19 protein-coding genes are annotated in these 21,919 nt (G+C 73.4%); 5 read left to right on the top strand and 14 right to left on the bottom strand.

Annotated elements, in window-relative coordinates; all coding sequences use genetic code 11:
• Positions 1-32 precede the first annotated feature (32 nt).
• The 10 genes from DW296_RS05500 to DW296_RS05455 form a co-directional block, all read right to left on the bottom strand.
• Positions 33-851 (bottom strand): ABC transporter ATP-binding protein, encoded by an 819-nt coding sequence (locus DW296_RS05500; protein WP_136051420.1) that lies wholly within the window; start codon positions 849-851, stop codon positions 33-35.
• An 11-nt stretch (positions 852-862) separates the two neighbouring features.
• Entirely contained in the window at positions 863-1,897 is a 1,035-nt protein-coding gene (locus DW296_RS05495; protein WP_136051419.1) for an ABC transporter substrate-binding protein, read from the bottom strand.
• A gap of 30 nt (positions 1,898-1,927) precedes the next feature.
• Complete coding sequence (locus tag DW296_RS05490) at positions 1,928-2,779, bottom strand: ABC transporter permease (RefSeq protein WP_085605959.1); 852 nt, start codon at positions 2,777-2,779, stop codon at positions 1,928-1,930.
• 141 nt (positions 2,780-2,920) lie between these two features.
• Positions 2,921-4,024: a glycerate kinase gene (locus DW296_RS05485; protein WP_136051418.1), complete on the bottom strand. Its 1,104-nt coding sequence runs from the start codon at positions 4,022-4,024 to the stop codon at positions 2,921-2,923.
• Positions 4,021-5,088 carry a LacI family DNA-binding transcriptional regulator gene (locus DW296_RS05480; protein WP_136051417.1) on the bottom strand — a complete coding sequence of 356 codons (1,068 nt, stop codon included), beginning with the start codon at positions 5,086-5,088 and terminating at the stop codon, positions 4,021-4,023. Before DW296_RS05480 ends, DW296_RS05485 begins: the two co-directional genes overlap by 4 nt.
• 43 nt (positions 5,089-5,131) lie before the next feature.
• A complete protein-coding gene (locus DW296_RS05475) occupies positions 5,132-5,896 on the bottom strand; it encodes a sugar phosphate isomerase/epimerase family protein (RefSeq protein WP_136051416.1) in 765 nt (254 codons plus the stop codon).
• A 331-nt stretch (positions 5,897-6,227) separates the two neighbouring features.
• Positions 6,228-7,145 carry a sugar phosphate isomerase/epimerase family protein gene (locus DW296_RS05470; RefSeq protein WP_136051415.1) on the bottom strand — a complete coding sequence of 306 codons (918 nt, stop codon included), beginning with the start codon at positions 7,143-7,145 and terminating at the stop codon, positions 6,228-6,230.
• Positions 7,142-8,362: a DUF993 family protein gene (locus DW296_RS05465; protein WP_136051414.1), complete on the bottom strand. Its 1,221-nt coding sequence runs from the start codon at positions 8,360-8,362 to the stop codon at positions 7,142-7,144. Before DW296_RS05465 ends, DW296_RS05470 begins: the two co-directional genes overlap by 4 nt.
• Entirely contained in the window at positions 8,359-9,528 is a 1,170-nt protein-coding gene (locus DW296_RS05460; protein WP_136051413.1) for a Gfo/Idh/MocA family protein, read from the bottom strand. Before DW296_RS05460 ends, DW296_RS05465 begins: the two co-directional genes overlap by 4 nt.
• Before the next feature lie 103 nt (positions 9,529-9,631).
• Complete coding sequence (locus tag DW296_RS05455) at positions 9,632-10,732, bottom strand: LacI family DNA-binding transcriptional regulator (protein ID WP_136051412.1); 1,101 nt, start codon at positions 10,730-10,732, stop codon at positions 9,632-9,634.
• A gap of 182 nt (positions 10,733-10,914) precedes the next feature.
• Between DW296_RS05455 and DW296_RS05450 the strand changes: the two genes are divergently transcribed.
• A complete protein-coding gene (locus DW296_RS05450; protein WP_136051411.1) occupies positions 10,915-11,925 on the top strand; it encodes a hydroxyacid dehydrogenase in 1,011 nt (336 codons plus the stop codon).
• Positions 11,922-13,880, top strand: coding sequence for a DUF2264 domain-containing protein (locus tag DW296_RS05445; RefSeq protein WP_136051410.1), 1,959 nt, complete (start codon positions 11,922-11,924; stop codon positions 13,878-13,880). The genes DW296_RS05450 and DW296_RS05445 overlap by 4 nt, the downstream gene beginning before the upstream one ends.
• Positions 13,881-13,886: 6 nt before the next feature.
• Here the strand turns inward: DW296_RS05445 and DW296_RS05440 are convergent, their stop codons facing one another.
• Positions 13,887-14,852: a LacI family DNA-binding transcriptional regulator gene (locus DW296_RS05440; protein ID WP_136051425.1), complete on the bottom strand. Its 966-nt coding sequence runs from the start codon at positions 14,850-14,852 to the stop codon at positions 13,887-13,889.
• A 106-nt stretch (positions 14,853-14,958) separates the two neighbouring features.
• Here DW296_RS05440 and galT point away from each other — a divergent pair, with 106 nt between their 5' ends.
• From galT to galE, 3 genes are read left to right on the top strand one after another with little or no spacing between them, the layout of a single operon-like run.
• A complete protein-coding gene (gene galT, locus DW296_RS05435; RefSeq protein WP_240742997.1) occupies positions 14,959-16,146 on the top strand; it encodes a galactose-1-phosphate uridylyltransferase in 1,188 nt (395 codons plus the stop codon).
• On the top strand, positions 16,143-17,327 hold the full coding sequence (galK, locus tag DW296_RS05430) for a galactokinase (protein ID WP_136051408.1): 1,185 nt from the start codon (positions 16,143-16,145) through the stop codon (positions 17,325-17,327). The genes galT and galK overlap by 4 nt, the downstream gene beginning before the upstream one ends.
• 46 nt (positions 17,328-17,373) lie before the next feature.
• On the top strand, positions 17,374-18,351 hold the full coding sequence (galE, locus tag DW296_RS05425) for a UDP-glucose 4-epimerase GalE (protein ID WP_136051407.1): 978 nt from the start codon (positions 17,374-17,376) through the stop codon (positions 18,349-18,351).
• Between the two features lie 2 nt (positions 18,352-18,353).
• Here the strand turns inward: galE and DW296_RS05420 are convergent, their stop codons facing one another.
• The 3 genes from DW296_RS05420 to DW296_RS05410 are packed head-to-tail and all read right to left on the bottom strand — an operon-like array spanning position 18,354 to position 21,771.
• Complete coding sequence (locus tag DW296_RS05420; protein ID WP_136051406.1) at positions 18,354-19,679, bottom strand: MFS transporter; 1,326 nt, start codon at positions 19,677-19,679, stop codon at positions 18,354-18,356.
• On the bottom strand, positions 19,676-20,602 hold the full coding sequence (locus DW296_RS05415; protein ID WP_136051405.1) for a polysaccharide deacetylase family protein: 927 nt from the start codon (positions 20,600-20,602) through the stop codon (positions 19,676-19,678). The genes DW296_RS05420 and DW296_RS05415 overlap by 4 nt, the downstream gene beginning before the upstream one ends.
• Before the next feature lie 23 nt (positions 20,603-20,625).
• Positions 20,626-21,771, bottom strand: a complete 1,146-nt coding sequence (locus DW296_RS05410; RefSeq protein ID WP_136051404.1) for an ROK family protein — start codon at positions 21,769-21,771, stop codon at positions 20,626-20,628.
• Positions 21,772-21,919 lie beyond the last annotated feature (148 nt).

The raw sequence follows: 21,919 nt of genomic DNA, 5'->3' as shown, positions 1-21,919 counted from the left end.
GGGGGCGGGGCGGGGGCGGGGGCGGGGCGGGGTCAGTCGGCGTCGGTGGAGGAGCCGAGGAGCTCGCGGACGCGGCTGGAGACGCGGTGGAACTCCTCCGTCTCCAGAACGTCGGCGTAGCCGCGGCGGGCCGGGAGGTCGACGCGGTGCTCCTCCAGGATCCGTCCGGGGCGCGGTCCCATCACGATGACGCGACTGGCGAGGTAGACCGCCTCCGCGACCGAGTGGGTCACGAGCAGCACGGTCGTGCCGGTGGCGCTCCAGATCCGGTTGAGCTCGACGTTCATGCGCTCGCGCGTGAGGGCGTCGAGGGCACCGAACGGCTCGTCCATGAGCAGCACCCGCGGCTCGTGCAACAGCGCGCGGCACAGCGACACCCGCTGCTGCATGCCTCCGGAGAGCTCGTGCGGCAGCGACTTCTCAAAGCCGGTGAGCCCGGTCATCTCGATGAGCTCGTCGGCACGGGCCTGGGCCTTGCGCATGTCCATCCCGCGCATCTCGGCCTGCAGGAGGATGTTGCCGCGGACGCTGCGCCATTCCAGGAGCGCCGCCCGCTGGAACACGTAGCCGATATCCTGCCGCGGACCGCGGACCTCGTCGCCACGCAGCCGGATGCTGCCGCGGCTCGGAGCGGTGAGTCCCGCCACGGCCTTCAGGAGCGTCGACTTGCCGCAGCCCGAAGGCCCGGCGATGGAGAGGAACTCCCCCTCCTCGACGCGCAGGTCGACACCCTCGAGAGCCGTGACCTGGCGCCGCTTGGAGGCGAAGGTGATCGCGAGATCCGTGACCTCGAGCGCCGGAGCGGTGCTCGTGGCCGCGGGTCCGCGTTCCTGCTGAACGTGAGTGTCCATGACGATCGGTCTCACTTCCCGGGGGTGAAGGCGTCGTCGAAGTAGGTCTCCACATCGCCGTCGCCCGAGATGAGCCCGGCCTCGGACAGCACCTCCAGCGTGGACTCCCAGTCCTCGGTGGCGTTCGCGCCGGGAGCCTGGCCCTCGGTGGCGTCGGTGTGGAGCAGCTCGATGGTCTCCTCCCACTGGTGCAGCAGGACCTCCTGCGACGGCATCTGCGGGTCCTTGCCCTCCATCGCGGCCACCGCCGCCTCGGGGTCCTCCTGCGCGGCCTCGAAGGCCTCGGAGGTCGCGGCGACCAGCGCCTCGACGAGCTCCGGGTCGTTCTCGATGGTGTCGGTCGGGGCGATGAGGCCGTTGCTGAAGAAGTTCAGGCCCGCGTCGGAGTAGCGCAGGTACTCGACGTCCTTGCCGCTCTTGTCGGCGATGGTCGGGCCCTGGTCGTGCGCGAAGCCGATGAGGCCGTCGACCTTGCCCGAGAGCATGGCGGCGATCTTGCCCGCGGCGTCGAGGTTCTGCTGCGTCACATCGCCCTCCTCCAGGCCCACGGCCTCGAGGTACATCGGGAAGGTGGTGGTCGGGGCGTCGCCCGCGGAGACCGCGATGGTCTTGCCCTTGAGGTCTTCCGGGCTGGAGATGCCGGAGTCGGCGAAGACCTGCACGGCCGACGGCGTGGTCTGCAGGAAGACGCCGACGCTCTTGATGCCGACGCCCTTGTCGATGTTCGCGAGGACGGCCGGGGTGTCCGCCCAGCCGAAGTCGACCTGCCCCTGCCCGACGGCCTGCGCGGTCTTCGTCGAGCCCTGGCCGGCCTTGATCGTGAGGTCGATGCCGTGCTCCTCGAAGATGCCCTGGTCGACGCCGTAGTAGAAGGCCGCGTGCTCGCCGTACGGGTACCAGTTGAGCATGAGGGTGACCGGCGTGAGCTCGCCGTCGTCACCGTCGCCGGAGCTCGCCGGGGCCGTCGATCCTCCGCAGCCGGAGAGGGCGAGCACTGCGGCGGACGCGAGGGCGATCGAGCTGAGGATGGTGCCTGACTTCTTCATCAGTGCCTTCTTTCGTGGGGGCGAGGGGGGTCAGAGTCGAACGGTGGCCGCGGCGACGTCGCGCTTGGAGGCGTGCCACGGGATGAGGAAGCGCTCGGCGATCTGGATGATGCCGAAGAGGATGACGCCGAGCAGCGACATGATGATGAGCGCGGCGAAGAGCATCGCGGTGTCGAGGTTGCCGTTGGCCTGGAGGATCACGTAGCCGAGGCCCTCGTTCGCGCCGACGAACTCGCCGACGACGGCACCGGTGACCGCGAGCGTCGCGGCGACCTTGAGGCCGGAGAGGAGCTCGGGCAGAGCCGCGGGCAGCCGCACCTTGAGGAAGGTCTTGAAGCGGCTCGCTCCCATGGTCGACGCGAGCTGGAGGATCTCCGGGTCGACGGTGCGCAGACCCGCGAGGCCCGAGATGACGACAGGGAAGAACGCCATGAGCACGGCCACGAGGATCTTCGGCTCCGCCCCGAACCCGAGCCAGACGACGAACAGGGGGGCGATGGCGATCTTCGGGATGACCTGCGCGAAGAGGATGACGGGATAGAGCGTCTGCTCCAGACCCCGCGAGTAGACCATGAGCACGGCGACCAGGACGCCGACGACGACCGCGATGACGAATCCGATCACGGTCTCGTAGGTGGTGACCCAGGTGTTCTGCGCGAGGTAGGCGGCGTTGTCGGTGAAGGCCGCCCAGGTGTCGGCCGGCGACGGGATGATGAACGCCGGCACCCAGCCGAGGCTCGTGGAGACCCACCAGAGCGCGAGCACCGCGAGCACGAAGACGAGCGGGTGCCAGTGGCGGCTCCACCAGCGGACGATGCCCGGAGGCTCGGGGCGATCGGCGGCGATCGCCAGGGTCATGGTCGCGGAGGGGGCAGACGACATGGGGTCCTCGACATCTTCGTGAAGGATTCGGGAAAGCGCATTCCCGTTCGGTGTTGCGAGTCTATGCCGACGGTTCTGCCGTGTCAACGCATGACCGTGTCCGCGCTGGCATCGCCCCCGCAGGCGGGGCCTCCGGGCCGGTCACCGCGTCCGGGCGAGAGCCGCGCCCGCGACCCGCAGCCACCGTGCGGGGTCGGTCAGGGCGGCGGTCGTCGACCCCGCCAGCGCGGTCAACGACACCGCCTCCGCGAAGAGGCTCGTGTCCGCATCCTCCGCGATCCGTCCTGCGGCGAGCAGCGGTCGCGCCCCCGCCTCCGCCGCGAGCGCGGCGAGGAACGACGGCACCTTCCCGTCGCCCGACTGTCCGTCGTAGGATCCCTCGCCGGTGATCACGACCTCGGCACCACGGACGGCGCCGGCCAGATCGATGAGGGCCGCCACCTCGGCCGCCCCCGGAGCGAGGACCCCGCCCCAGCGCACGAGCGCGGCCCCCGTCCCTCCGGCGGCACCCGTGCCGGGAAGCGCCGGATCGACGGAAAGGAGGGCGGCGAGGTGCGCGAGCGCGTCGTCGACACGGGCGATGTCCTCCGGCGCCGTGAGGCCCTTCTGCGGGCCGAACACCGCCGCCGCGCCGCGGGGGCCGACGAGCGGATTCGTGACATCGGTCAGCACGCGGACGTCGGGTGCCGTGCGCAGCGCGCCGAGGTCCGCCGTGACGAGGTCCGCCAGACCACGCGCGCCCCGCGCCACCGGCTCACCGTCCGCGTCGAGGAAGCGTGCCCCGAGAGCGGTGAGCATGCCGGTGCCGCCGTCGGTGGAAGCGCTGGAGCCGATGCCGACGATCAGGCGGGAGACCCCGTGATCGAGGGCCGCGGCGATCGCCTGGCCGAAGCCGGTCGTGTCGGCCTCCCAGGGGCGCAGACCGTCGAGGAGCTCGATGCCCGAGGTCGAGGCGATGTCGACGACGCCGGTGCCGCCGGGGGCGTCGGTCGCGCTCGGCAGGAGCAGCCACGACGTCTCGACGGGAGTGCCCGCCGGACCGTCGACCGTGACCGGCAGGCGCTGTGCATCCGGTACGGCCGTCGCGAACGCCGCGACGGTCCCCTCCCCGCCGTCGGCCATCGGACGGAGGACGATGTCCGCGGCCGGCTCGACCTCCCGCCAGCCGTCGGCGAGTGCCGCGGCGGCCTCGGCCGCGGTGATCGTGCCCTTGAAGCTGTCCGGAGCGATGACGACGCGGGTCATGCCCCGAGCCCCGGGGTGCTCGCGCGTACGACCACCTCGAGGGGGAGCGTCGGCTGCTGCCAGTCCTCGTCGACGATCGCGCGGAAGGCCTGGTACCCGGCATCGCTCAGCGGCACGCAGACCGTGGTGAGGGCCGGGGTGACGTCGCGACTCGAGGGCACGTCGTCGAAGCCGCAGACCGCGATGTCCGCGCCGACCTCCCGGCCGGCCGCGCGGATGGCCGCCATCGCGCCGATCGCCACGACGTCGCTGATGCCGAACACGACGGTGCCCTCGGGGACACCGGTGGCGAGGGCTTCGGTCATCGCCGCCGCCCCGGATTCGCGGCGGAAGTCTCCGCGGACGGTCTGCGCGACCTCTCCGCCGCCCTCCGCGAAGCCGGCGCGGAAGCCCGCCAGCCGGTCGTCCGAGGTCCGCACGCCCTCCGCCGCCCCGACGAGCACGGCGGAGCGATAGCCGAGTGCCGCCATGCGACGGCCGAGCGCGGCTGCCCCGGCCCGGTTGTCGATCTCCACTCGACGATCCCCGTCCCCGTCCGCACCGAAGGCGACCACACGACCCCCGAGGCGGGTGAACTCGGCGAGCTCGCGGGCGGTCTCGGCCTGCCCCTCCTCCTGCGTCCGCGAGGCGGCGAGGATGAGGCCCTGCGGACGCTGTCCGCGCAGCGCGCGGACGATGCGCGCCTCCCGCGCCGGGTCGCGCTCGGTGATGGCCACGGTCACGACGAGCCCCTGCTCGTCGGCACCCCGGGCGACGCCCGACGCGATGAGGCCGAAGTAGGGGTCGGCGATGTCGGCGACGAGGAGCGCGATCACCGGCGAGCGTCCGCGGGCCGTCGCCTGCGCGGAGACGTTGGCCGTGTACCCGAGGGCCTCGGCGGCGGCCTCCACCCGCTCCCGGAAGGGCGCCGCGACCTTGCGTTCGGAACCGTTGAGCACGCGGGACGCGGTCGCCAGCGAGACCCCGGCCTCAAGTGCGACGTCGTGCAGCGTGGGTGCCGGTCCCCGCGCGTGACGGGGGCGACGCGCGGCCGGCGGCTCTGCCGGTGTGGCGGACGGGGTCATGCTCCGAGCCTACCGACGGGAACGGAACCCGTTCGAGGGGCGCTCACGGCTGCCGCCCGAGAAACCCGAGGAGGGCGGCGGCTTCCCCGGCGAGCAGCTCCGGGGCGTCGTCGGGCACGAACTCCAGCAGCGCGTCGCGCGGCGGGTGCGCGGAGGCGGCGGCGTGCGCGAAGAACCGGGTCCAGAGCGCGGACCGGGAGCGGAGGGTGTGGCGCTCGGTGCGCGGCCACCAGGAGAAGACATGAGCGGCGGAGACATGCGGGCCGAGCCGACGGAACTCCTCGAGCGCCACGGGGACGGTGGCGCCGACCGTGGGCTGCCAGTACGTCGACAGCATCGGGTGGTCGACCTCGTGCAGCAGCGCGAGCGTGGCCGGGGCGGTGTCGGCGAGCGTGCCGCCGTGGAACTCCAGGGCGAGTCCGGTGCCCCGGGCGGCCGCCTCGACCGCGGCCGCGCGGAGCCGGGTCACGACGCGGGCACGCTCCTGGTCCGACGCCTCCGCCGAGCCGTGACCACCCGCCCACACCCGTACCCGGTCGGCACCGAGCGCCGCGGCGCTGTCGAGGACCGCGGTCAGCGACTCCTCCGGACCGGCGCGGAAGTACGACCCATAGGACGCGACGGCGAGCCCGGCATCCGTGGTCATCCGCGCGACCTCCGCCGCACGGTCGACGTCTCCCGGCGGCACATGCACGTCACCGCCCCACTCGATCACGTCGAGACCCGCGGCGGCCGCGAGCGCGACGATCATCTCCGGCGGCAGCGCCCGGAACGTCACCGAGCACAGCCCCGCACGGATCCCCGTCATCCCGTCATCCTCTCAGTCCTCCCGATTCCCGGGTCGGACGTCCCGGCCCGTTCCATCCCCGTGTCGAGTCCCATCTGCACGACCCCGTCCCGCCCGCACGACCGGAACCCGTGTCTGACCCTGCCCACGCACCCGAGTCGTGCAGGTGTCCCCCGGGCCACGACGACCGAGGCCGGGACGGATGCACGACCTGGGCACGACGGGACGGCCGACACCCGGGAACGGGTCGTGCATCCGTGGCGGGGTCGTGCATCCGGAACCGCGGCGGGACCGGGACCGGGGCCGAGGTGGGGACGGGACGGGACGGGACCGGGCCGGGGGTCACCCGGACTCACAGGTGGGGGGCGACCGCCGTCGCGAAGGCCTCGGCCGTGCGGCGGACCACACGGGCTGGGTCGTCGGCCCAGACGTCGGCATGGAAGATCTCCACCTCGATGTCACGGTCGTAACCGGTGTCCTGCACGGCCCGGGTCAGGGTGCCGAAGTCGATCACACCGTCCCCCGGATAGTGCCGGGAGAGGAGGGGGTCTGCGGCGAGGGGGGTCTTCCAGTCGCACACCTGATACGTGGCGATGCGGCCCTCGCGTCCGGCCCTGGCGATCTGGTCGAGCACCTGCGGGTCCCACCAGATGTGGAACGTGTCGACGGCGGCACCGACCACGGCAGGGTCGAAGTCCGCGGCGATGTCGAGCGCCTGACCGAGGGTGGAGACCACGGCACGGTCCGAGGCGTACATCGGATGCAGCGGCTCGATCGCGAGGGTCACCCCGGCGGCCCGGGCGTCCTCCGCCAGGCTGCCGATGGCATCGCGGACGCGCTCCCGTGCTCCGACGAGGTCGCGGGAGCCTCCCGGCAGACCGCCCGCGACGAGGACCAGCACCGCGGTCGAACCCTCCGCACCGGCCGCCGCGAGGGTGGCCGCCTCCTCGATCGCCCGGCGGTTGTCGTCGAGCGCGGCCTCGCGCTCCGGACCGGCCGGAAGCGTGAAGAAGCCCCCGCGGCAGTGCGTCGTGAAGCGCAGGCCGGAGTCGGTGAGCATGCGGGCGGCGACATCGAGTCCCACTGCCTGCACGGGTTCCCGCCACAGACCGATGGCCTCGACCCCCGCCCCCGCCGTGACGCGCAGGGCCGTCGCGAGGTCTGCGTGCTTCACGGTGGCCTGGTTGATCGAGAGCCGCGGGTGCGGCACGGTCTCGACGGCGGCTGTCCGGGACTCGCGCTCCGCCGCCAGGCTCCGGGGGGCGGTCATGCGTCCACTCCGTTCAGCCGGAGCAGGCCGTGCCATCGCTCCCGCGCGAGCTCCGGCCGCTCCAGGGCGAGCGCCCCGTTGGCCAGCTCGACGATGCGACTGAGGTGCGGCAGGCTCCGCGCGGAGTGCAGCCCCCCGACCATCTGGAACGCCGGCTGATGACCGTTGAGCCAGGACAGGAAGGCGACCCCGGTCTTGTAGTAGAAGGTCGGCGCCGCGAACACCTGTCGACTCAGATCCTCGGTCGGTCCGAGGAGGGCGAGGTACCGCTCGGGGTCGCCCGCGTCGAGCGCCTGGATCGCGGCGGAGGCCACCGGGGCGAGAGCGGCGAACGCGCCGAGCAGCGCATCCGAGTGCCCGCGCGACGCGGACCCCTCGGGCGCGGCGGCGCCGGTCAGGCTGTCCCCGCCGATGAGGCCCACGTAGTGGAAGTCGTCGCCGGTGAACATGCGCACGCCCTCCGGCAGCCGCTCGCGCACCCACACCTCGGACTCCGCGTCGAGCAGGCTCATCTTCACCCCGGCGACCGCGGCGCGGTTCTCGCCGATGATGTCGAGCAGCACCTCGGCGGCCTCCTGCCACGCGGCACCGCCGGTCCCGCCGGACGACGACGGCGCGAAGTATCCCGCGAGTTCCGGGTCGAACGCGGTGCCGAGCCAGTGCAGCACGACCGGTGCCGATGCGCGGGAGAGCACCTCGCGGTACACGCGGCGGTAGTCGTCCGCGCTCTCCGCGACCCTGGCCAGGTGCCGCGAGGCCATGAGCACCGGCCCCGCCCCCTGCTCCTCGGCGAAGTGCAGCTGCTCGAGATAGGCGGCGATCACCTGATCGAGCGGGATGCGCGCGTCGTCGACGTGATCGGTGTTGACCCCGACGACGACCGTGCCGCCCTCCTCGCGGGCGACCTCGGCGCTGCGGGCGATGAGCTCGCGCACCGCCGCCGCATCCAGACCCATGTTGCGCTGCGCGGTGTCCATCGCGTCGGCCACGCCGAGTCCCCACGAGTACACGTTGCGGCGGAACGCGAGCGTCGCGTCCCAGTCGATGTCGGCCGGCTGCCCCGGGGTGTTGTCCGCGTGGACCTTCGGGACGACGTGCGCGGCGGCGTAGGCCACCCGACTGCGGAGCGGACCCTCCGGCCTCGTGACGGCGCCGGCCTCCCGGAGCTCCGCCTCGGCGATGCGGCCGTCGGCGGCGAGCAGGCGGAGGGTGGTCATGCGTGGTCCAGGGTCAGCGGCTCGAGCACGATCTTGCGCCCCTCGGCGCTGGACGCGAGTCCGGCCTCCGCGAACTGGACCCCGCGCGCGCCGGCGAGCAGGTCGAACGGGTAGTCCGTCCCGAGGGCGAACGAGGTGAGGTACTCCTCCCACTGCTGCCGGAAGCCGTTCTGGAACACGTCGTTCGTCGGCACCTGCTGCCAGTCGGCGTCGTAGTCGTGGCTGTCCTCCAGGTCGGGGTTCCACACGGGCTTGGGCGTGGCGTTGCGGGGCTGGATCTTCGCGCCGAACAGTCCGACGACGGCGGAGCCGTGCGTGCCGTCGACCTGGAACTCCACGAGCTCGTCGCGGTTCACCCGCACGGTCCACGAGGAGTTGATCTCGGCGATCGCCCCGCCGTCGAGCTCGAAGATGCCGTAGGCGGCGTCCTCGGCCGTGGCCGTGTAGTGCTCGCCCTTCTCGTCCCAGCGGTCGGCGATGTGCACTGCGGCCTGCGCATAGACGCTCTTGACCTCGCCGAAGAGGTTCTCCAGCACGTAGTTCCAGTGAGGGAACATGTCGGTGATGATGCCGCCGCCGTCCTCCGTGCGGTAGTTCCAGCTCGGACGCTGCGCGGGCTGCCAGTCGCCCTCGAACACCCAGTAGCCGAACTCGCCGCGGACGGACAGGATGCGGCCGAAGAAGCCAGAGTCGATGAGGCGCTTGAGCTTCTGCAGCCCCGGGAGGTAGAGCTTGTCGTGGACGACGCCGGTCTTCACGCCCGCGTCGCGCGCCAGCCGCGCGAGCTCCAGGGCCTCGTCCAGCGACTCGGCGGTGGGCTTCTCGGTGTAGATCGCCTTTCCGGCGGCGATGGCCTTGCGGATCGCGGACGCCCGGGCCTTCGTGACGAGGAAGTCGGCGTAGATCTCCCACCGCGGATCGGCGAGGGCGGCGTCGAGGTCGGTCGTCCAGTCCTCGATGCCATGCTTCGCCGCCAGCTCCGCGAGCTTGGCCTCACTGCGCCCGACGAGGATCGGCCGCACGGTCACGCGGCTGCCGTCGGGGAGCTCGATCCCGCCCTCGTCGCGGATCGCGAGGATCGACCGCACCAGGTGCTGCCGGTATCCCATGCGCCCGGAGACGCCGTTCATGATGATCCCGATCTCGCGGGTGGGGGCCTGTGCCATCTCGGTCCGTTCCTCTCGGTGGAAGCTGTCGGCGCTGACAGGAGAATGTTGGTAAGCGCTTTCCGAGATCATGGCATGAGACGCACGACCTCGCAACCAGCCCCTAGCGCGGAGGGGCCGTGCTGGCGCGCACCTGCAGCGCCGGAGCCACCTCCACGCGCTCCGTCGGCCGGACCGCTCCCTCGCGCAGCCGCTCCCCGAGGAGCTCCACCGCGCGGCGCCCGACGTGCTGCTTCGGCGGCCGCAGCGCGGTGAGCGGCGGGGACCCGTGCTCGGCGACCTCATCGTCGTAGGCGATGAGCGAGAGGTCATCGGGCAGCCGCCAGCCCGCGTCCTGCAGATGCTGCTGGAGCAGGAGCGCCTGCGGGTCGGAGTGCACGAGCAGGGCGGTCGTGCGGGTCTCGCGGATCTCGGCGAGCACCGAGGAGACGAGCTCCGCCTGTGCGGACCCCTCGACCCTGTCCAGCGCCGCGTCGCGGTCCACCGTCACCGTGAGCCCGAGGTCGGCGACGGCCCGCGACCAGCCCTGCCGCAGCCCGGCGGAGGTCGGCGACTGCGGTGAGGTGAGGATCCCGACCCGCCGGTGCCCGAGCGCGGCGAGGTGCCCTGCGGCGAGCGCGCCCCCGAACGCGTGGTCGGTCGCCACGGACTGCATCCGGGTGAGGGCGAGAGCCGGCGGGGTCCGGCGCTCCACGAGCACGACCGGCACCGGGAGCGTGTCCAGCCAGGAGAGCAGCGCGTGTCCGTCGGCGCCCTGCGTCTCGGGGGCCACGATGAGCCCGTGCACCGTCCCGGATTCCAGGAGCGTCGCGATCTGGCGGCGTTGGTCCTGCGCGGCGTAGCTGGCCCCGCGGAGCACGAGCTGCACCCCCGCCTCGACCCCGGCGCTCCGGGCGCCGACGACCACCTGCGGCCAGTAGTAGCTCAGCGACGGCACCACCATCCCGATGCGGAACTGCGGCCCGGGGAGGGCGGCCCGGGCGACGGTCGTGTCCAGCGGGCTCCGCAGCACCGCTCCCCCGTGCACCCGGGTCAGCAGCCCGCGGTCCGCCAGCGTCGTGATGTCGCGGCGGATGGTGAGCTCCGCCACCCCGAAGTCGCGGGCGAGATCGGCGACGCGCACCGCTCCCGTCCGGCGCAGCTCGTCGAGGATCCGTTCCCGCCGGGAGAGGCCGAAACGCGGGGTGGGACGCTCCTCGGTCATGACGACCTCCGCGGTGCGTGCTCGCCGAGGGTGCCGCGGGGGATCATCCGGTTCTCGCCTTCGTTGTTCGAGTCTGTTCGATGCAGACGGTTTCGGTTCGATCACGTTGCCTGCGCTCGAACGCACAGTCTTCACTGGAACCCCACGCCCCGGCAAGCGCATACCCAGAACTGCGGAGACTCATGACCCCCCGACCAGCCGTCCTCGCCGCCCTCTCGACGGAGGCGTGGAACCTCGTGTTCGACGACGCTCGACGCGCCCGCCTGCAGACCCTCGCCGCGCCCGCCGATGCGCTGCACACGCCCGCCCTCGACACCGCGCCCCGGGACGACCTCCTCCGTGCGGAGGTGCTGGTGACGGGCTGGGGCGCTCCGGTCCTGGACGCGGAGCTGCTCGACCGTCTGCCCCGGCTGCGCGCCGTCTTCCACGCGGCGGGAAGCGTGCGCGGCCTCGTGTCCGACGCGTTCTGGGAGCGCGACATCCTGCTCACCTCGGCCGCCGAGGCCAACGCGGCTCCCGTCGCCGAGTACACACTCGCGATGATCCTGCTCTCCGGCAAGCGCGCCCTCCTCCCGCTCCGTACGGCCGACGCACAGCACGACCTGCGCGTCGGCCCCCGCGTCGGGGGCCGTATCGGCAACCTCGACCGCACGGTGGGCATCGTCGGGTTCTCCCGCATCGGGCGCCGCGTCGTCGACCTGCTGCGCCCCTTCCCCGGATTGCAGGTGCTCGTCGCCGACCCGTACGCGGACCCCGAGGAGGTGGCCGCGGCCGGCGCCCGGCTCGTCCCGCTGCAGGCCCTGCTCCCCGCCGTCGACCTGCTCTCCCTGCATGCACCGGCGCTGCCCGCGACGCGCCGGATGATCGGCCGCGCGCAGCTCGCGGCCCTGCGCGACGGCGCCACCGTGCTCAACACCGCGCGCGGCGCCCTCCTCGATCACGACGCGCTGCTCGCGGAGTGCGCCTCCGGTCGCCTCGACGCGATCCTCGACGTCACCGACCCGGAGCCGCTTCCACCCGACCACCCGCTGCTGCACCTGCCGAACGTCGCGGTCACCCCGCACCTCGCCGGCTCGCTCGGCACCGAGGCGCACCGGCTGGCCGACGCCGCCCTCGACGAGCTGGACGCGTGGGTGACCGGCCGTCCGCCTCGACACCCCGTGCACCGCGCCGACCTCGCGCACAGCGCATGACGCCCCTCGCGCTGCCTCCGGAGGACCGCGCGCTCTCCCCGCATACGGGATGGACGCGCGCGCACCTGACGACGGTCGCCGATGCGATCCTCGACGGGGCCGCCCGACATGCGAGCCCGGCGGGCGCGGGCATCCGCTACCCCGGCTCCCCCGGTGGCTTCGGCTCCGCGGTCGATGCGCTCGAGGGATTCAGCCGCACGTTCCTGTTGGCCGCGTTCCGCATCGCCGGCGACCCGCTCGGCACAGAGTCGCTGGCCGACCGGTACGCCCGGGGCCTCGCTGCGGGCGTCGACCCCGATGGTGCCGAACGGTGGCCGCGCCCCGACGAGGTCGACCAGGCGAAGGTCGAGGCCGCGGCACTCGCCCTGGGCCTGCACCTCACGCGCGACACCGTGTGGGCGCGCCTCGACGACACGGCCCGGACCCACACCGTGGACTACCTCGCGACGTTCGTCGGCGGCAGCTACCCGCCGAACAACTGGGCCTGGTTCCGGGTGCTCGTCGAGCAGTTCCTGAAGAGCGTCGGCGGGCCTTGCTCCGCCACGGATCGCGCGACCGACCTCGCGCTCCTCGACGGCTTCGAACGCGAGGGCGGGTGGAGCGCCGACGGCGCCGCCCGGTCGTTCGACCACTACGCCGGCTGGGCGCTGTCGTTCTACCCGCTGCTCTGGGCGGACATGGTCGGCGGGGAGCCGCGGCACACGGACCGGGTCGTCCGCTATCGCGCCCGGCTCGACGCCTTCCTCGACGACGCATTGCATCTCGTCGGCGCCGACGGCGGGCCGCTCCTCCAGGGCCGCAGCCTCACCTACCGCTTCGCGACGGCCGCCGCGGCCGGGGTCGCGGCGTTCTCCGGTACCTCGCGGCACGACCCCGGTCTCCTGCGCCGGGCGGTGAGCGGCCAGGTCCGGCACTTCACCGACCGTGGCGCACCGGATGCGGGCGGAGTGCTTCCGCTGGGCTGGCACAGCGCCTGGCGCCCGCTCGCCCAGGACTACTCCGGCCCCGGCTCCCCGTACTGGGCGGCGAAAGGGCTCCTGCCGCTCGCCCTCCCCGCCGCGCATCCGTTCTGGACCGCCGTCGAACAGCCCCTGTCGATCGAGCGGGGGCCGTTCACCCGCGTCCTCCTCGCCCCAGGGTGGCTGGCGACGGGCTCCGCGGACGGCATCGTGCGGGTGGTCAACCACGGCACCGACCATCGGAAGCCGGGGTCGCACGAGCCGGACGCCCCGCTGTACGCGAAGCTCGGATACTCCACGGCGACCGCCCCGGTGCTCGCGGGGCCCGGCGTGCGAGACGGGCTGGACGGCACGGTCGCCGTGGTGCGCGGGGGCCGTGCGAGCCACCGCTCGGGCTTCCTGACGGGGCGGCTGCGGGAGACGGACGACACGGTGCTCGGCGGCTCCTCCGGACCCGTGCACTGGCACGACGGCTTCCGTGCGGAGTTCGACGTCGGCGGGGGCGGCACGGCCGCCGAGACGACGATCGGCCCCGTGGTCGATGTGGTGTCGGTGGTACGCGGACCGTGGGAGGTGCGGCTCGTGCGGGTGCGGGCGGGCGCAGGGCCGGACGGAGCGATCCACGACGACGACGTCCTCCGCATCGGCGGGTGGGCGCTGTCCGCCGCCACCGTCGTCGAGACCGGCCCCGCGGCCGTCACCGCCGCCCTCACCCCCGGCGGGGAGACGCACAGCCGGGTCGTCGGGCTCCTCGGACTCGACGGCGCGACCGCAGGCGTCCGGCGGGAGCGGGACGTGACCCCGCTCGGTCCGGAGACCGCCACCCCGTGGCTCTCGGCGGCGGTGCGGCCCGACACCTGGATCGCCGTCGGCGTGCTGCTCGGGCGTTGTCCCGGGGCACCCCGGCTCGATCTGCGGCAGGGCGACGGGACGGTGTCCTGGCCGGACGGCGACACGACGACCTTTCGTCCCGAGGAGTTCCTGCCGCGGGGATGAGCGTCGTCAGCGGCGTGCCGTGCTCGCCCGCTCCACGAGCCGGGTCGGCACCACCACGGGTACGGCGGGATCGGTCGCCGTCCCGTCGCCCTCCACAGCCGCGATGAGTGCGGTGACCGCCCGCTGCGCGAGCGCCGCGAAATCCTGCCGGACGGTCGTGAGTGGCGGGAGGAAGTTCGCCGCCTCCGGGATGTCGTCGAAGCCGACCACGCTGACGTCCGCCGGAACCGCGCGCCCGGACTCCGCCACCGCCCGCAGCAGCCCGAGCGCCATCTGGTCGTTGGCGCAGAAGACCGCGGTCGCCGCACCCAGGGCCGCGCCCGCGGCGAAGCCGGACTCCGCGCTCCAGTCCCCGCGCACGACCGCCGGAGGCGTGAGACCGTCGTTTACCAGGGCCGCACGCCAGCCCCGCTCGCGCTCGGCGGCGGCGAACGAGTCGGCCGGTCCCGCGAGGTGGTGGACGACGTCGTGTCCGAGGGTCAGGAGGTGGCGCGTGGCGGCCTTCGCCCCTGCGGCATGATCGCTGTGCACCACGGTCGCTCCGCCGCCTCCCGGAGCATCGACCACGACGAGCTGCAGCCCCGGTGGCAGGGTCGCGGCGGGGACGAGCGCGGAGGCCTCGTTCAGCACGAGAGCCCCGTCCACGCCCTGATCGGCGAGCCGGGCGAACGCGGCCTCCACGCCGTCCGCGGCCGTGACGACGGTGAGCGCGTATCCACGGACCGCCGCCGCCTCGGCCGTGGCCTGCAGCATCCGGGAGTTGCCGACCGTGGCCAGGGTGGTCACGACGAGGCCGAGGGTGTGGCTGCGCCCGGTGCGCAGGGCACGCGCCGCCCGATGCGGTCGGTAGCCGAGCTCGGCCATGGCGGCTTCGACCCGGGCCCGGGTCTGCGGGTCGACGCGGGGGCTGCCGTTGACGACGCGGGAGACCGTCTGCCCGGAGACACCGGCTCGCGCCGCCACAGTCGCCATGGACACACGGGCGGACACCGCCGCCGACAGCTTCCGGGCCACGGGATCCTCCGTTCACAACTCCGTCATGTTGACGTTAGCACGCGGCCCGACCTACCATGTTGACGTGAACACGCCCGAATCTCCTGAGTTGCGCACGGAGCGTCTCGGCGCCGGTGTCGTCAAGCGCCCGACCACCCTCGCCGACGGCCGTGACCTCATCTACTACGACGACCCCGACACGACCCTGGCTGCGGAGCGGTCGGTCGACGCCCGGACGCTGGCTCCTCGACCGGACACCGCGACCATGCGGCTCGACGTGCTCACGGGCGACTGGATCACCGTCGCCGCCAACCGCCAGAACCGCGTCATGATGCCGGGAGCCGACGCCGACCCGCTCGCGCCGCAGACGCCGGGGAATCCGTCCGAGGTGCCGTCCCGGTACGACGTGGCCGTGTTCGAGAACCGCTCCCCCGCGTTCGGTCCCGCCCTCGCCGAGCCGGTCGGCACCGCCCCCGGGGCGACGAACCCCCCGCGCGGCCTCGACGACCTCGACGCCCTCGGACTCGGGCGCACCCGCACCGCCGTCGGCCGCTGCGAGGTCGTGTGCTTCAGCCCCGAGCACTCCGGCTCCTTCGGCACCCAGACCGTGACCCGCGCGCGCACCGTGATCGAGGCCTGGGCCGATCGCACGGCAGCCCTGTCCGCCCTCCCCGGCATCCAGCAGGTCTTCCCGTTCGAGAACCGGGGCGAGGCGATCGGTGTCACCCTCCCCCACCCGCACGGCCAGATCTACGCCTACCCCTACGTGACCCCGCGCACCGCCCGGGTGCTGGACGCGGTCGACCGCACCGCGCCCGACCTCTTCGCCCGCATCCTCGCCGAGGAGCAGGCGTCCGAGCGGGTGGTGTTCCGCGGCGAGCACTGGACGGCGTTCGTGCCCTTCGCGGCGCGATGGCCGCTCGAGGTGCACCTCATGCCGCATCGGCACGTGCCCGACCTGGCCGAGACGACGGCGGAGGAGCGCGACGAACTCGCCCCGCTCTACCTCCGCCTCCTCCGCGGCGTCGACGCCCTCTACGACAGCCCCACCCCGTACATCGCCGCCTGGCACCAGGCCCCCGTCCACGTCGGCCGCGACACCGTGCGCCTGCACCTGCAGCTCACCAGCCCGCGGCGCGCCGCCGACAAGCTCAAGTTCCTCGCGGGCTCCGAGGCCGCGATGTGGGCCTGGGCCGCCGAGGTCGCGCCTGAGCAGGGGGCCGCCCGACTCCGCGAGGCCCTTGCCCGCGCCGACCAGGAAGCCTCCGCATGACCTCCGCACACGACGCCGCCGTCGACCTCTTCACCGCCCTCACCGGACACGGACCGGACGGCGTCTGGTCCGCCCCGGGCCGCGTGAACCTCATCGGCGAGCACACCGACTACAACGACGGCTTCGTGCTCCCGTTCGCCATCCCGCAGCGGACGGTCGCCGCCGTGGGGCGTCGCACCGACGGTCGGCTCCGCGTCGCCTCGACCTTCGCGGACGAGCCGGTCGAGATCGCCCTCGACGACCTCGACCGTCTCTTCCCCACCCCGGCCGGGGCGGCACCCGCGGTGCCGGAGTGGGCCGCGTACCCGCTCGGCGTCGCCTGGGCCCTTCGTGCGGCCGCCCCCGCGACCGCTGTCTCCGGCCTGGACATCACGATCGCCTCCAACGTCCCGGTCGGGGCCGGGCTCTCGTCGTCCGCTGCGATCGAGGGCGCGACCGCGACCGCGCTGGACGAGCTCTGGGGCACCGGCCTCGACGCCATCGCCCTCGCCCAGATCGGACGGACGGCCGAGAACGAGGCCGTCGGCGCGCCCACCGGGATCATGGACCAGATGGCCTCGATGCTCGGGGAGCCCGACGCCGCGATCTTCCTCGACTGCCGCTCTCTCACCGCCGACATCGTGCCGCTGGGCATGGCCGACGCCGGCCTCGCGGTGCTCGTGATGGACACCCGCGTCACGCACGCGCACTCCACCGGCGGCTACCGGGAACGCCGCGCCGCATGCGAACGCGGGGCCGCGATCCTCGGGGTGCCCGCGCTGCGCGACGTCGCCGTGGCCGACCTCGCCCGCGCCGAGAGCCTGATGGACGACGTGACCTTCCGCCGCGTGCGCCACATCGTCACGGAGAACCAGCGCGTGCAGGACACCGTCGCGACGCTGCGCACCGCGGGCGCACGCGGCATCGGTGACCTCCTCGTCGCGTCCCACGCGTCGATGCGCGACGACTTCGAGATCTCCACGCCCGAGCTCGACGCCGCCGTGGAGACCGCCCTCACCTCGGGGGCCGTGGGCGCGCGCATGACCGGCGGCGGCTTCGGCGGCGCCGCGATCGCCCTCGTCGACCGCGACGCCGTGCCCCACCTCGCCGACGCCGTGCGGGGGCGCTTCACCGCGGAGGGCTTCGTCGCCCCGCACCTGTTCGAGGTCAGCCCGTCCGCAGGTCCGCGCCGCGACGCCTGACACAATGAAGGGTCGAGCCGCCACCGCCGCGGCAGGAGAGGAACGCATGTCCTGGATCGTCACCGGCGGCGCCGGCTACATCGGTGCCCACGTCGTCCGCGCTCTCGCGGAGGCCGGCCTCTCCCCCGTCGTGCTGGACGACCTCTCCAGCGGCGTGGCCTCGTTCGTGCCGGAGGGCGTGCCGTTCGTGCAGGGCAGCATCCTCGACCGCGCGCTCGTCGAGGAGACGCTGCGCACCCACGAGGCGGAGGGCGTGATCCACGTCGCGGGCTACAAGTACGCCGGCGTCTCGGTCCAGCGCCCGCTGCACACCTACGCCCAGAACGTCGAGGGAACGCGGATCATCCTCGAGGCGATGGCGGCGGCGGGTGTCGCGAACATCGTCTTCTCGTCTTCGGCGGCCGTGTTCGGCACACCGGACGTGTCGCTCGTCGTCGAGGACACCGCCAAGCGGCCCGCGAGCCCCTACGGCGAGTCGAAGCTCATCGGCGAATGGCTGCTCCGCGATCAGGCGATCGCCACCGCCGACTCCGACCGCCCGCTGCGCCACACCTCGCTGCGGTACTTCAACGTGGTCGGCTCGGCCGACCCGACGGTCTACGACGTCAGCCCGCACAACCTCTTCCCCATCGTCTTCGAGGCGCTGATCGAGGGCCGCACTCCCAAGATCTTCGGCGACGACTACGACACCCCCGACGGCACGAACGTCCGCGACTACGTGCATGTCGGCGACATCGCCGCCGCCCACGTCGCCGCAGCGCAGCGCCTGGCCTCGGGCGCTCCGATCGAGCCCGCGTACAACCTCGGCTCCGGCGACGGCCTCAGCGTGAAGCAGATCATGGATGCGGTCGCCCGCGTCACCGGCATCGACTTCACCCCGGAGATCGGCCCGCGCCGCCCCGGCGACCCGGATCGGATCGTGGCGACCGGTGAGCTCGCGGCCCGCGACCTCGACTGGACCATGCGCTACACGGTCGACGAGATGGTGCGCACGGGCTGGGAGGCCCGCCGCGCCGCCGGCTGACCTCAGACGTCGCGCGTGCGCAGTGGGTAGAGCCAGAAGCACAGCCACCCGACGGCGGTGAACGCCAGGGGGATGACCGCCAGCATGAGCCGGATGCCGCCGTCGACGGCCTCCGGCTGCGCGTCGCCGAGCTCGGCGTCGAAGCCGGTCGCGGTCAGCACGGCCGCGGCGACGATCGCCTGGAGGACGACGGAGCCGCGGACGACGAAGCCGTTCACGCCGAAGTAGGCGCCCTCGCGGCGGTGGCCCGTGCGGTGCGCATCGTCGTCGATGATCTGGGCGAGCACGACTTCAAGGAGCTGCAGCAGCCCGCCGACGCCGACCCCGACCGCGATGCCGACGAGAGCCGCCGCCCCCACGGAGGTCGGGATGAGGTAGCCGAGCACCGCCACCCCGAACACCCCGACGCTCCACAGCAGCGCCGTGCGCGGGGAGGTGCGCCGGACCACCGCGCTCCACAGCACGATCGACGGGATGGCCGTGACGAAGATGGCGCCGAGCAGGAGGCTGCCCTCGCCCTCGGCCGCCCCCAACGAGTAGCGGACGTAGAACGGCACGGCGGCGAGGATCACGGCGATCGAGGTCTGCACGCAGAGCGAGCCCAGCACGTACGGCACGAAGGCGCGGTTGCGGAACGTGTAGACGAGCTGGTCCCGCCAGCGCATCGCCTCGGAGGCGGCCTCCGGCACCCGGCGCTCGATCATCCCGCCGAGGAACGACCAGGCGAGCAGCACGAGACAGACACCGGACAGCACGAGCGCCATCCCCGGCCAGCCGATCGCGTCGTAGAGCGCTGGGGCTCCGGCCGTGCCGAGCACCATGCCGAGGATCGCGAAGATCTGCCGCGGCACGTTCCCGCGGGCGCGCTCCTCCGTGGTCCGGAAGATCTCCGGGAACAGCGCGGAGATGTTCAGCACCACCACGACGAAGGCGATGTCGTAGACCGCGACGACCACGAGGAACCACACGATGAGCCCGGCCGCCGGGAGCGCGGGCGGCATCCAGACGAGGGCGAAGGCCACGACGAGCGGCACGATGCCGAGTCCGATCCACGGGATGCGGCGGCCCCACGGCGTGCGGATCCGATCGGAGAGCGCCCCGACGACCGGGTTGAGCGCCGCGTTGAGGATGCCGTGCGCGATCATCGCCGCCGCCACCCACCCCGCGGGGACGGCGAGGTGCGAGACGTAGAAGTACACGACGAACGCCGAGAACGTCTGCGTCATCAGCTGCGTCGGGAACCCGGAGGCCCCGAAGGCGATGGTCTGGGAGCGGGTGGGGGCGGCGTCGAGACGGCGGTCGCGCAGCCGTTCGCCGAGCGCCGTCACCGGGCGTCTCCGCGCTGCAGCTCCCGCAGCGCGCGCCAGCCGACGCGGACCAGGCCCTCCTCGGCGATCGTCTGCTGCACGAGCGGGTCGTCGAGCAGCCGCAGCTCGTAGCCGCGTTTGGCCGCCGCGAAGTCCACCGCGGCGCGCAGCTCTTCGCCGTCGACCATCGGGTGCAGGTAGATCTCGGTGACCCCGGGCGGGACGGCGCGCAGCACCGCGAGGAAGCCGTCTCGGACCTGCTCGTACGACTCCTCGGCGGCGGTGCCCTCGCCGCGCAGCTCGAACGGGTGCGTCCACAGCCGGTCGACGATCTCCACGCCGAACGCAGCGGCCACCGCCGCCGCCTCGGTGAGCTTCGCCTGCAGCATCGGATCGGCGTCCGCCCCCTCCATCTCGCGGGGCAGGCGGAAGGGGAGGCCATGCCGGGCGGCCAGCTCGAAGACGGCGCGCAGGAAGTCACGGCCGGTCAGCAGCCCGTAGACGGAGCCCATGTGGTTGTCGAGGTGGGTCACGTCGACGCCGGCATCGAGCGCGGTCTGCAGCTGCGCGGCGATCTCGGCCGCGACGTCTGCTTCGGAGGCGTGCTGCTCCACGGTCGCGACGCCGGCGGGGAAGAAGCCATCGGCGTCGACCAGGGTCGAGGCCCCGGTGAGCGGGCGCCACCGGTAGCGGCGCCACTCGCTCGTGAGCACGAGGTGCACGCCCACGTCGAGGTCAGGGCGCGACGCCGCGAAGACGAGCGCTTCCGGGGACCACGCGCAGGGCACCATCACCGTCGCCGAGTCGATCCGGCCGCGCACGAGGAGTCCGGAGATCGCGGCGTTCGCGGCATGGCACATCCCGAAGTCGTCGGCGTTGAGGATGACCGCCCTGGCACCGGACGGCAGCCCGAGTCGGTCGGCGAGGGCGGAGGAGGCGGTCATGGCGTGTCCTGTCGGGCGGGCGGTCAGCGGCCGGTGGCGGCTGCGCGGGAGGGGGTGAGGATCCGGGTGAAGACGTCGGCACGGAGTGCGGAGGCCGCCTCGCCCACGGCTCCGACGAGCGGCGCCTCCGGCCCGAACGCCGAGGCGAGGAAGCGGAGCGGCAGCTGCGCGGAGAACTCGTCCGCGACCCGCTCGATCGCGTCCAGGAGCGCCGGGTGCACCGCCTCCCCGCCGAGGATGAAGGCCTCGGGATCGAGCACGAGGGCGACGCTGCCCGCCGCGAGGAAGAGCCGCCGTCCGATCTCGGCGACGAGGGCCTGCGCCGCCTCGTCGCCGTGCCGCGCCGCCTCCAGGTGGGCGAGGAACGGCGCGTCGACATCCAGTCCGAGGCCGAGGGCGAGGTCGCGCACCACCGTGGCGCCCGCGACCGGGGCGCCGATGGGCACCGGCGTCTGCGGGAGGTACATCACCTCGCCCGCCACGCCGGAGAACCCGCGATGCAGCGTCCCGTCGATCACGATGCCGGCGCCGAGGTCGTCGTCGAGCAGCAGGAGCGCGAAGCTCGCGAGGTCGATGCCGACGCCGCTGGTCGACTCGGCGAGCGCGGCGAGGTTGACGTCGTTCTCGACGCGGACCGGGCAGTCGAGCGCGGCCGCGAGAGCCGCGCGGAAGGCGCCGCCGTCCGGTCCCTGGTCGTCGCGGATCGCGCCGTCGGCGGCCACGATGCCGGGCACTCCGACGACGGCGAGGTGGAGCGCGCCCTTCACGGATCGGCGGCAGGCCGCGACGAGGGCGGCGATGTGCGCGACGCGGTCTTCGCCCGCGGGGAAGGCACCGTGCCGTTCGGCCCTGACGGTGCCGGTGGCATCGACGAGGACGACGTGGGCGGCGTGATGGTCCACGTGCACGGCGGCCGCGAAGCCGAGGGCCGGATGCAGCGCGACACGGCCGGCCGCCGGTCCGCGGGTGTCGCGGTCGACCCCGGCCGCGGTGACGGCTCCCGCGGCGTCGAGCATCCGCAGCACCTGGGTCACGGCCGTGCGGGAGAGGCCGGTCGCCGCCATGAGCTCGGCCCGGGTCTGCGGTCCGCTCCGGGCGAGACGCTCGAGGATCGCGCGGCCATTGAGCGTGCGGAGCAGGGTCTGCGGTCCTGCAAGGGGTCGTGACATGCGGCGGAACCTCTGGGGGGTCGATTCTCGTGCGGAGTCGGTGCCCGCCAGCCTGCCACATCGCGTCGCACCCGTCGACCCGTCCTCTCCCGGGACCCGTGACACCTGCACGACCCGGGCACGGTTGCACGACAGAACCCGGGTTTCG

It is taken from the genome of Microbacterium sp. K36, from assembly GCF_004794355.1.
In the GTDB taxonomy this organism is placed as follows: Bacteria; Actinomycetota; Actinomycetes; order Actinomycetales; family Microbacteriaceae; genus Microbacterium; species Microbacterium paraoxydans_D.
This window is presented reverse-complemented; position numbering and strand designations above follow the sequence as displayed.